This is a genomic window from Belnapia sp. (assembly GCF_059504005.1).
Map to the genome: position 1 here is coordinate 1 of NZ_JCACHU010000026.1, position 10,036 is coordinate 10,036.

A 10,036-nucleotide genomic window follows, 5' to 3' on the forward strand; every position below is an offset into this window, starting at 1 on the left:
GACGGGGCGGTTGACGAAATGCGCCCCCGGCCCCTGCCGCACGCCCTCAACGGCCATGCGATAGGCTTCCGGAACAAGCGCAGGATCGGGCGGAAAGGCGGGTTTGCCGCCGGCCGGCATGGCGACGATGCTGACGAAATCCCCGGACTCCACGGTCAGCGCTGGCGGCGTCGCCGCGGCAAGCGTGCCCCAGACCAGCATGTCGGGGGTTGCCGGGATTGCGTGCTCGGTTGGCATGGATCGCTCCTCGGTGGATAAGACGGCACGGTCGTTCTGGTCCGCGTTACAGCAGCAGGTGACGGCGGACATTCTCCGAGGTGACTGCGCCCGGCGGGATAGTATCGACCATCTTGCCCTTCTCCATGACGCAGCAGCGGTCGGCGAGCGTCAGGATCGTCTCCAGGTTCTGCTCCACGAAGACGATGGTGGTGCCGAGGTCGTCGCGGATGCTGCGCAGCACCCGGACGATGGCCTGCACCACATTCGGCTGCACGCCCTCCGACGGCTCATCGAGCAGGATCAGCTCCGGCCCGCCGATGAGCGCCCGACCGATGGCGAGCTGCTGCTGCTGCCCGCCGGACAGCGTGCCGGCCATTTGCCGCCGCCGCTCCGCCAGGATGGGGAAGTATTGGTAGACGAGGTCGGCGCGGCGCTGGCGGCGCGAGGCGCCGATCAGCTCGCCGACCAGGAGGTTCTCCTGCACCGTCATGCGCGGGAAGACGTCTCGGCCTTGGGGGATGTAGCCGATGCCACGCCGCGCCCGCGCATCGGCGGCGGCACGCGTCAGGTCCTCGCCGGCGAAGTGGATGCTGCCTGCGGTCGCCCGCACCAGGCCGATCAGGCAGCGCATCGTCGTGGTCTTGCCGACACCGTTGCGCCCGACCAGCGCCACGATCTCGCCGCGTCCTACCGAGAGGTCCACACCCTGCAGCACCTGTGTCCCGCCGTAGCCGGCGCGCAGGCCGGCGATGTCGAGGATCGGGTCAGGCGGCATGGGGAACGCCCAGGTAGATCTCAGCCACGCGCGGATCGGCCACGATTTCCTCTACCGTACCTCGCGCGAAGACCTGGCCGAGATGCAGCACGGTGACGCGCGTGGCGATCTGCTTGACGAAAGACATGTCGTGCTCGACGGCGAGAACCGTCATTCCGCCCGCCGCCAGGCTCTGTACCAGCTCGCCGGTGCGGAAGGTCTCCTCCGGCGAGAGGCCCGCGGTTGGCTCGTCCAGCAGCAGCAAGGTGGGCTTCAGCGCGATCGCCATGCCGATCTCCAGCCATTGCTGCTGGCCATGCGAGAGCTCTCCTGCCGGCCGGGTCCCTTCGGAGCCCAAACCCAGCATCTCGAGCAGCCGCTCCTCTTCCCGTGCCAGCTCGGCGAGCGGGACATGATGTTGCATGGCAATATGTAGATTCTGGCGAACGGGCAGGGCACGGAAGACGCTCGGCGCCTGCATCTTGATGCTCATACCGCGCTGCATGCGGGAATGCGGCGCGTCGCGCGTCACATCATGGCCGCGGAAATGGATGCGGCCCGCGCTCGGCTCGTAGCGGCCAACCACCAGCTTGAACAGGGTGCTCTTGCCGGCCCCGTTCGGGCCGATCAGGCAGTGGATCTCCCCGACCGCGACGGCGAGGTCCACCTCGCGCACGGCCATGAAACCACCGAAGCGCCGACTCACACCCCTCAGTTCAAGGAGAGTCTTCATCTCACACCTCCGCCGTGGTCGCGGGACGGGTGCTACGCCGACGCCTCATCGCCAGACGGGAGAACAGGTCGCCGATGCCAAGGACGAAGCCGCGCGGGACAAACAGCACGGTCGCCATCAGCAGCACGCCCATCAACACCAGCGCCGTCTCCTGGCTGTAGATCGTCAGGCTCTGGAAACCGAGCAGCAGCAGGAAGGTGCCAACCAAGGTCGCGGTCAGGTCCGTGCGGCCTGAGAAGGCGACCCAGATGATCGGCATCGAGGCCGCCGGCAGGCCGATGCTGGACGGCGTGATGAACTGCCCCCAGGAGGTGTAGAGCACGCCACTCAGCCCGGCGAGCGTGCTGCCCAGCACAAAGACGGCGAGCTGGTAGCGCCGCACGTCGTAGCCAAGCAGCTCCGTCCGCTCTGCGTCCTCGCGGATCGCCACCAGGACGTTGCCGAAGCGGGAGTTGGCAAGGATCCGCAGCAGCATGTAGACCACGGCGAGGCCGAGGACGAGGACGTAGTAGAATAGCGCCTCCTCCAGCACGATGCCGCCATCGGGCCCCGGAAAGGTCAACGGGTCCATGCCCTGCATGCCGTTGAAGCCGTTCAGCCGCGCCTTGCCGATCGCCCATTCGGGCCCGGCGGTCTGGCCGAGAAAATAGGCCAGGGCCAGCGTGACCGAGAGCGTGACGATGCCGAAGAAGACGCCGTTGATGCGGCCATAGATCATGAAATAGCCGAGCACCGCAGCGGCCAGGGCCGCGAGCACCAAGCCACCCGCCAGACCTGTCATGGTGCCCAGCGGCCCATTGCCAAGGTCGATGGCGATGACGCCGTAGCCATAGCCGGCAAGGCCGAAGAAGAAGGTCTGGCCAAAGGACAACATCCCGCAGAGGCCCCACATCATGCAGAGGCCGAGCGCCATGAAGATCCAGACGAAGAAGTAGCCGAAATTGCCGACATCATAAGGATCGGCGAAGAGCGGGTAGGCGAGAGCGGTGAGCAGGACAAGCCCCGCCGCGCACCAGAAGGCCGGGCCCCGGCCCATAGTCTGCGGCCCTTCGAGAAGCTTGAGCATGCGGGTCCCCCGTCAGGCCGTGCGCCGCGTCAGCCAACCGGTGAAACCGTCCGGCAGCACGCGGATGATGAGGATTACGGCCACCAGCAGGCCGATCTGGCCGATGATCTGGCCGTACCAGGCATTCAGCCCGGTGCGGATGACCGCGAGCGCGACCGCCGCCGGCGCCGTGCCCAGCAACACGCTGGAGCCGCCAACCACCACTGTGACGAAGGACTCGACGATGAAGCTCGACCCCATGGTGGGAATGAGCGACATGGTTGGCGCGTAAAGCGCGCCGCAGAACCCCGCGAGCCCGGCGCCGACACCGAAGCTGAGGGCGTAGACGCGGTTCCTCCGCACCCCGAGCGCCTGCGCCATGCCGGGATTCTGCATGACCGCGCGGGCCTGGATGCCGAAGCGCGTGCGGAGGAACAGGAACCAGACGAAGCCGAGCACGCCGATGGCAGCTGCGAACAGCACCATCCGGTAGGCTGAGAAGGTGTAGTCGCCGACACGGAAGCCCCCCAGCGGCGTGCCGATGCCGGGGAAGGTCGAGCCCACCAGCACCAGCGTGCCCTGCGTGACGACGAGGCTCAGGCCCCAAGTCACCAGCAGCGAGTCGAGCGGGCGGGTATAGAGGGGGCGGATGACCACCGCCTCGAGCACCATGCCGATCAGAAAGGCCACCGCCGTGCCACAGGCCTGGGCCAGCGGCAACGGCAGGCCGGCATGATAGGTGGCCGCCGTGACATAGACGCCGCACATCACGAACTCACCATGCGCCATGTTGATGACGCCCATCATGCCGAAGATGATGGCGAGGCCCGCCGCGGACAAAACCAGAAACGCGAAGACGTCGGCGAACTGGTAGAAGCCCGCGAAGAGGTTGCCCAGCATGGTCGCACTGTCCTCGCTTGCGGTCAGCGGCGCGGCAGGTTGTCCGGCGTGTACTGCTCGCGCGGGTTGGACTGCAGCAGGTTGCAGCCGACCTGGCTGAGCCAAAAGGGCTGGATGTCGCCGAAGTCCTTCTCGATCTTGATCTTGTTTTCGCCATCCACCGAGATCAGACGCATGCGGTGCGAACAGTGCTGGCTCTTCGGGTCGATGACGATGCGGCCCTCGGGGGCGTCGACGCCGAGGGTGCCATCCGCCATGGCGCCGCGCAGGTCAGCGAGCCTGGTGGACTTCGCCTTCTCGGCCAGCTGCTTGTACAGCATGATGGCGACCCAAGCATTGTAGCCCATATCGTTGATGTAGACCTCGTCCGGGTACTTGGCCCGCCAGCGGGCGACGAAGGCCTTCGCCTCCGGCGTGTCCAGCTCCTCGAACCAGTTGGCCGCGGCGTACATGTCCTTCATCACGCCGGGCGGGAAGCGCTTGTGCTCGAAGCCCAGCATGATCTTCACCGGGCTTGCCATGGGCAGGCGTACGCCGGCGGCATTCTTCTGCTCGTAGAACGAGGACTGTGCCGCGCCGACATCCAGCATGTACAGCCAGTCCGGCCTGGCGCGCTGGATGTTTTGGATGGTCTGGGCGAACTGCGAGACGCCGAGCGGGATGAACTCCTCCCCCACGAACTCCACCCCCAGCGGTTTCATGATGGACTTGCCCCAGGCGGAGGACAGGTGGCCGAAATTGTAGTCCGCGGCGACGGTGTAGACCCGCTTGCCGAAGCGCTCGACCATCCAGGGCAGCAGGGTGGAGAGCTGCTGCTCCGGCACGGCGCCGACGCTCAGCATGTTGGCGTCGCAGACGCCCCCCTCATACTGGTTGGTATAGATGTAGAAAGCGTTCTGCCGGCCCACGATGGGTCGCACCGCCTCGCGCGAGGCGGAGGTGATGCCGCCGATCAGCACGTCCACCTTGTCCCGCTGCAGCAGCCGGCGGGTGAATTCCTGGTAGCGCGCGTTGTCACCCTGCGGGTCGAGGTGGATGAGCTCCAGCTTGCGGCCGAGGATACCGCCCGTGGCGTTCACCTCATCCACGGCTAGCTGCGTGCCGTGCAGCTTGGGCAAGCCGATCGAGGCCAGGTCGCCCGAGATGTCCTCGAGCAGGCCGATCTTGATCGGCGGGCCGGCCGCCTGGCCGGTCCGGGGCAGCGCGGTCGCCAACGACGCCCCGGCCGTCCCCAAAAGCAGGTCCCTGCGGTTCATGCTGTCCCTCCTTGCAATACGGTGCGGGTCGTGCTCAGCCGAGTGCGGGATGCTTGCGGTGGAAATCCGTCGCGGCCTGGAAGGCGTGGCCTGCCCGACAGAGCACGGCCTCGGACAGATGCGGGCCGACAAGCTGGAAGGCGATCGGCGTGCCCACATCGGTGAAGCCGCCCGGCAGGGTGATGGTCGGGCTGCCGGTCATGTCAAAGGGGCAGGTGTAGCTGAGCAGCGCCTGCATCAGCGCCGCGTCCTCGCCGGCCGTGGCCATCTTCGCCAAAGTGGGCGAGGCGAAGCCCTGCGCGGGCGCGAGTAGCAGGTCAATTCCCTCGAACATCGCGGCGACACGGCCGCGGAAGTCGATGCGGCGCAACACGATCTCCTGGTAGCCCATGCCCGTGAGCCCGTGCCCGAGCTCGATCAGCGCCGAGAGCGAGGGACCGTACTCGGCCTTCCGGGCGGGGTAGGTCGCCTTGTGCGCCACCGCTACCTCGGCGCCGCAGAGCGGGAACCAGTCCTGGATCACCGCCCCGGTGTCTGGGAAGCGCATCGGCACCACCTCTGCGCCGAGCTGCTGCAGCGTGGCCAGCGCCGCCTGCAATACGCCTTGCGTCGCAGCGTCGGTCGCAGCGCCCATCCAAGCCTCGTCGATGCCGAGGCGCAGCCCGGCGATGCCGCCGCCCAGTTCCGCCATGTAGTCGGGCACCGGCGCCTGCAGGGTGGTCGGGTCGTCCGGGTCGGCGCCGGCGATGGCGGCCAACATGGCTGCGGCATCGGCCGCGCTGCGGGTCATCGGACCGATATGGTCGAGCGTCGCCGCCAGCTCGAAGACGCCGTAGCGGCTGACGCGCCCCCAGGTCGGCTTCACCCCGGTGAGGCCCTGCGCGGCGCAAGGGAAGCGGATCGAGCCGCCTGTGTCGGAACCGAGTGAGCCGTAGCAGAGCCCGGCCGCCGTGGCGACGCCGGAGCCGGAGGAGGAAGCGCCGGACCAGTGCTCGGCGCTCCACGGGTTCACCGGCGGCGGGATCTGCGGATGGTGGTCGACATAGGCACCCTCGGTGAGCTGCAGCTTGCCGAGGATGATGGCCCCCGCCGCCTGTAAGCGCTTCACCACGGTAGCCGTGTGCTGCGGGCGGAAGTCGCGGTGGATGGTCATGCCGGCGGCGGTCGGCACGCCGGCCATCCAGCAGAGATCCTTCACCGCGATCGGCACGCCGTGCAGCGGCCCCCTGATCTCGCCGCCGGCAATCTCGGCCTCGGCCTGCCGTGCCGCGGCGCGTGCCTCCTCGGCCATCACCAGCGCGTAGCTCTTCAGCTGGCCGTCGAGGGCGGCGATGCGCGACAGCATCGCCTCCGTCGCCTCTACAGGAGAGATCTGCTTCGCCTGGATGCGTTGCGTCAGCTCCGTCAGTTCGAGATAGGGAAGCTCGGTCTGCGTCATGGCCGTTCCTCTCAGGTGTTGCGCCAGTCGCGGCTGGCGGCGAAGGCCGATGCTAGGCGGATCAGCGTGGCCTCCTCGTACCGCCGCCCCACCAGCATCAGCCCGACCGGCAGCCCGTCCACGGTGCCGCAGGGAATGGTGAAGGCCGGGTGGCCGGAGACGTCGAAGGGGCAGGTATTGGCCTGCATGTTCAGCGCGCGGTCCACCGCCAGCGCCCGGGGCGCATCACGCGGCGGAATCTCCGTCGCAGTGAAGGGATTGGTAGGCATGACCAGTACATCAACCCCCGTCAGCGCCGCGTCGTAGGCCTGGGTCAGCGGCACGCGAAGGTTCTGCGCCTTCGAGTGGTAGCGGTTGTGGTAGTGGGTGTTCAGGTACTTGCCCAGCAGCAGCACCAGCTTCACCGTGTCCGACACATCGTCGATCCGGGTGTCGAAGCCGCGCGCGAAGGCCTCCTGCATGCCGACGGGGTAGTAGCCCGGGACATTGTGGCCGACGCCATGCCCCTTCAGCATCATCTCGGCCGCGCCTTCGAGGATGATGCCGCTCCAGATCGCCGGTGCCACGCGGTGCATGGGCACGGAGGCGCTTTCGACGTGGGCCCCGAGCTGCTCCAGCGCGCCGATCGCGCCGCGTACGCTGGCATCCACCCGCGGGTCGGTTTCCGGATGGCCGAAGCCTTCCTGCAGCACGCCGATGCGCAGCCCCGCCGCGCCAGTGCCGAGCACACCCGTATAGTCGCCAACCTGGGCCGGAATGGTCCGGTGATCCCAACCGTCATGCCCAGCGATGACCGAGAGCAGCAGCGCGACGTCCTCGACGCTGGCGCAGATCGGCCCGCAATGGTCGACAGAGTAGCTGATCGGCATGGAGCCCGTCACCGGCACCAGCCCCCAGCTCGGCTTCAGCCCATAGACGCCGCACCAACTCGATGGCGTGCGGATGGAGCCGCCCTGGTCGCCGCCGAGCGCCATCTCGACAGCGCCCTCCGCAACCAGCGCGGCGCTGCCGCCGGAGGAGCCGCCGGCACTGTGCGTAGGCTTGTGCGGGTTGCGGATGGGGCCGGTGACGCAGGTATGGCTGGCGCCGGAGAAGCAGAGATCCTCACAGGCCGCCTTGCCCGCGATGGTGCCGCCGGCTTGCAGGATGCGGGTGACGACGGTGGCGTCGACATCCGGGACGTATCCCTCCAGCAGCGCTGAGCCGTTCATCATTGGTACGCCGGCAACACAGATATTGTCCTTCACCGCGACCAGCTTGCCATGCAGTGGGCCGGGCCCGCCGGTGGCGATCTCCGTACGCCAGTACCAGCCGTTATGTTGATTCTCGGCTGCGGAAGGACGCCAGCCGGGCGTGCGAGCCGCCACCACCGGCAGCCTGGGCTCGGGCAGCTCGTCGAGAATCCGGTAAGCCTCTAGCGTGCCGGCCATGATGCCTCGGAACTCGGCGGCATCCTCGACGGACAAGTGCAGCCCTTGCTGTTCCGCCATCTGCAGAATCTGTTCGAGACTGGGCGTCCTGACAGGCATGGCGCCTCCAATACGTGCGTCGTCCTGCTCCTATCCGCGATCAAGCGCGGAGATGGGAGGGGAAATACCGAAAGTCATGCATATTGAGCGCGGCAAGGTGCTGAGCCGCGCATGTGAGACATCCTTGTCTCGCGGGCTCAAGCGAAACGCTCGCCAGCGATCTTCGAGCATTCCCTTCTGCCCTGTCAACATGGTTCCAGGCGCACCATGCTCAGCTTTTCGGCTTCCAGAATGCTGGGATGGCTTTATGCATAAGGGTTGGGAGCAATTGCCCGTCTGAAGGGCAGCCGAAGTATCCATGGAGGCCAGCAACGTGCCGGTGTCGCGTGAACGCATCCCCATCGGCCTGCTCTACTCAGGTACGGGATTCTACGGCGCGGTGGGACAGGAAATGCTGCGCGGGGCCATGCTCGGCCTCGAAGAGGTGAATGCATGGAGGGATACGGGCTTCGTTCTGGATCCGATCATGGCGGATCCGGGAGGCAGTCTGCGCGGCTATTACGAAGCCTGCGATGCGATGCTGCGCCAACATCGAGCGATGCATCTCGTCGGGTGCTACACCTCTGCCGCCCGTCGGCAAGTCTTGCCCTTGGTGGAAGCTGCGGACGCGCTCCTGTGGCATCCGGCACGCTACGAAGGCTTCGAGAGCAGCGAGAGCGTCATCTATGTCGGCGCCGCTCCCAACCAGCACGTGGTGCCGCTCGCTTGCTACATCCTGGATCACGTCGCCAGCAACGTGTACTGCGTCGGCTCGCACTATATCTGGACCTGGGAGACAACCCGTGTCCTGCGCGAGATGCTGGGCGCGACCGGCGGCCGCATGGCGGCGGAGCGCACCTTGCCGCTTGGCGAGACCAGCGTCGAGCATGTCGTGGAGGAGATCGTGCGGCTCCGACCGGGCGCGGTCTTCAACACGCTGGTCGGCCAATCAAGCTATGCCTTCTTCCGCGCTTACCATGCGGCCCGGCTGCGCAATCCGCATGCTTCGCTACCGCCCATTTTCAGCTGCAGCCTGTGCGAGCCCGAGCTGCAGATCATCGGCGCTGAAGCGGGTGCCGGGCATATAGCCTGCTCACCCTGGTTCCAGAGCCTCGATACGCCGGAGAACCAGGCTTTTCTGAGCCGCTACCGCGAGCGCTTCGGTCCCCACGCCTCGCCCTCAGTAGACGCACAGGCGAGCTATACCTGCATGCTGTTGCTTGGCCGCGCCACGAAGGCTGCCGGCAGCGCTGATGTGGCAGCGGTCCGGCGCGCGCTGTATCGCGACAGCTTCCGCGCGCCGCAGGGATCGATATGCGTCGATCCAGACAACAACCATACCTATGCCACCCCGCGCATCGCGCGCTCCAATCTTGTCGGCCAGTTCGATCTGCTGTGGGAGTCCCCAACGCTGGTCCGGCCGGACCCTTATCTCGTATGGCTTGACCAAGCACTTCCGGAACATTCCGAGGCACCGGCCCCACCACGACGGCATCTAAGGATCGTGTCGTGACAACACCCCGCATCCCGTCATTCCGGAACCGGCATGCCCTCGTCGTGCATCCCGACGACAATGACCGACGATTGCTCGATAGCCGCCTGCGGCGCCTCGGGCTGATTGTCCATTGTCATGAAAACATGCCGCCAGTGCCGGTCGCCTCACATGCCGACGTCATTTTTTTCGATGTCGACACAGGCGTCAACAGCCCGTTCGAAGGACTGGCAGCAAGCGTCAGGCTGATCGCCCTCGTCGGAGCCGAGACGCCAGGCAGGCTGGAATGGATGCTGGCGCAGAAGCCCGGAGCTTGGTTGATGAAGCCCATCCGGTCGAGTGGCGTCTACACGGCGCTCGCCATGGCGTTCCACCGCCTTGAGCAGCAGCACGACATCGAGCGATATATGGAGCGGCTGCGCCACCGTGCCCATCACCGTGATCCAGTCCAGGCAGCTATCGTGCAGATCATGCACCAGAACAACTGCTCGGAGCAGGAAGCCTTCAGCTCGCTGCGGAAAGCGGCGATGGACACTAGGTCGAGCTTGATTGCGCTCAGCAAGTCGATCCTTTCCGACGACGCGCCTGCACGTCGCCAAGGCACCCAACAGAAGGAGGCTTGATGACGGCACTATGATACCAACCGGCGTGGACACTGACTCTCGCGCCCACTTCCCTATAATGGAACAAT

Annotated in this window: 9 protein-coding genes and 1 pseudogene; 2 read left to right on the forward strand and 8 right to left on the reverse strand. The window is 66.5% G+C overall.

All coding sequences use genetic code 11. From position 1 onward, the window contains the following. The 8 genes and pseudogenes from AC5JJ1_RS04835 to AC5JJ1_RS04870 all read right to left on the reverse strand — a co-directional run. A pseudogene (locus tag AC5JJ1_RS04835) lies at positions 1 to 237 on the reverse strand (acetamidase/formamidase family protein); the annotation flags it as partial. A 46-nt stretch (positions 238 to 283) separates the two neighbouring features. Continuing rightward, entirely contained in the window at positions 284 to 994 is a 711-nt protein-coding gene (locus tag AC5JJ1_RS04840; protein ID WP_495783987.1) for an ABC transporter ATP-binding protein, read from the reverse strand. Then, positions 984 to 1,706, reverse strand: a complete 723-nt coding sequence (locus AC5JJ1_RS04845; RefSeq protein WP_495783988.1) for an ATP-binding cassette domain-containing protein — start codon at positions 1,704 to 1,706, stop codon at positions 984 to 986. The genes AC5JJ1_RS04840 and AC5JJ1_RS04845 overlap by 11 nt, the downstream gene beginning before the upstream one ends. A gap of 1 nt (position 1,707) precedes the next feature. Then, positions 1,708 to 2,772 (reverse strand): ABC transporter permease subunit, encoded by a 1,065-nt coding sequence (locus tag AC5JJ1_RS04850; protein ID WP_495783989.1) that lies wholly within the window; start codon positions 2,770 to 2,772, stop codon positions 1,708 to 1,710. Positions 2,773 to 2,784: 12 nt separating this feature from the next. Continuing rightward, positions 2,785 to 3,651: an ABC transporter permease subunit gene (locus AC5JJ1_RS04855; protein WP_495783990.1), complete on the reverse strand. Its 867-nt coding sequence runs from the start codon at positions 3,649 to 3,651 to the stop codon at positions 2,785 to 2,787. Between the two features lie 23 nt (positions 3,652 to 3,674). Next, on the reverse strand, positions 3,675 to 4,907 hold the full coding sequence (locus AC5JJ1_RS04860; RefSeq protein ID WP_495783991.1) for an urea ABC transporter substrate-binding protein: 1,233 nt from the start codon (positions 4,905 to 4,907) through the stop codon (positions 3,675 to 3,677). A gap of 34 nt (positions 4,908 to 4,941) precedes the next feature. Beyond that, a complete protein-coding gene (locus AC5JJ1_RS04865; protein ID WP_495783992.1) occupies positions 4,942 to 6,345 on the reverse strand; it encodes an amidase in 1,404 nt (467 codons plus the stop codon). Positions 6,346 to 6,356: 11 nt separating this feature from the next. Next, positions 6,357 to 7,874 carry an amidase gene (locus tag AC5JJ1_RS04870; protein ID WP_495783993.1) on the reverse strand — a complete coding sequence of 506 codons (1,518 nt, stop codon included), beginning with the start codon at positions 7,872 to 7,874 and terminating at the stop codon, positions 6,357 to 6,359. 298 nt (positions 7,875 to 8,172) lie between these two features. Between AC5JJ1_RS04870 and AC5JJ1_RS04875 the strand changes: the two genes are divergently transcribed. Continuing rightward, positions 8,173 to 9,366 carry a transporter substrate-binding domain-containing protein gene (locus AC5JJ1_RS04875; protein WP_495783994.1) on the forward strand — a complete coding sequence of 398 codons (1,194 nt, stop codon included), beginning with the start codon at positions 8,173 to 8,175 and terminating at the stop codon, positions 9,364 to 9,366. After that, on the forward strand, positions 9,363 to 9,968 hold the full coding sequence (locus tag AC5JJ1_RS04880) for an ANTAR domain-containing response regulator (protein WP_495783995.1): 606 nt from the start codon (positions 9,363 to 9,365) through the stop codon (positions 9,966 to 9,968). Before AC5JJ1_RS04875 ends, AC5JJ1_RS04880 begins: the two co-directional genes overlap by 4 nt. Positions 9,969 to 10,036: the final 68 nt, after the last annotated feature.

Excerpts from the sequence above, each read along its gene's own strand:
- AC5JJ1_RS04840 (WP_495783987.1), bottom strand. The coding sequence starts at position 994 with ATGCCGCCTGACCCGATCCTCGACATCGCCGGCCTGCGCGCCGGCTAC.
- AC5JJ1_RS04845 (WP_495783988.1), bottom strand. The coding sequence starts at position 1,706 with ATGAAGACTCTCCTTGAACTGAGGGGTGTGAGTCGGCGCTTCGGTGGT.
- AC5JJ1_RS04850 (WP_495783989.1), bottom strand. The coding sequence starts at position 2,772 with ATGCTCAAGCTTCTCGAAGGGCCGCAGACTATGGGCCGGGGCCCGGCC.
- AC5JJ1_RS04855 (WP_495783990.1), bottom strand. The coding sequence starts at position 3,651 with ATGCTGGGCAACCTCTTCGCGGGCTTCTACCAGTTCGCCGACGTCTTC.
- AC5JJ1_RS04860 (WP_495783991.1), bottom strand. The coding sequence starts at position 4,907 with ATGAACCGCAGGGACCTGCTTTTGGGGACGGCCGGGGCGTCGTTGGCG.
- AC5JJ1_RS04865 (WP_495783992.1), bottom strand. The coding sequence starts at position 6,345 with ATGACGCAGACCGAGCTTCCCTATCTCGAACTGACGGAGCTGACGCAA.
- AC5JJ1_RS04870 (WP_495783993.1), bottom strand. The coding sequence starts at position 7,874 with ATGCCTGTCAGGACGCCCAGTCTCGAACAGATTCTGCAGATGGCGGAA.
- AC5JJ1_RS04875 (WP_495783994.1), top strand. The coding sequence starts at position 8,173 with ATGGAGGCCAGCAACGTGCCGGTGTCGCGTGAACGCATCCCCATCGGC.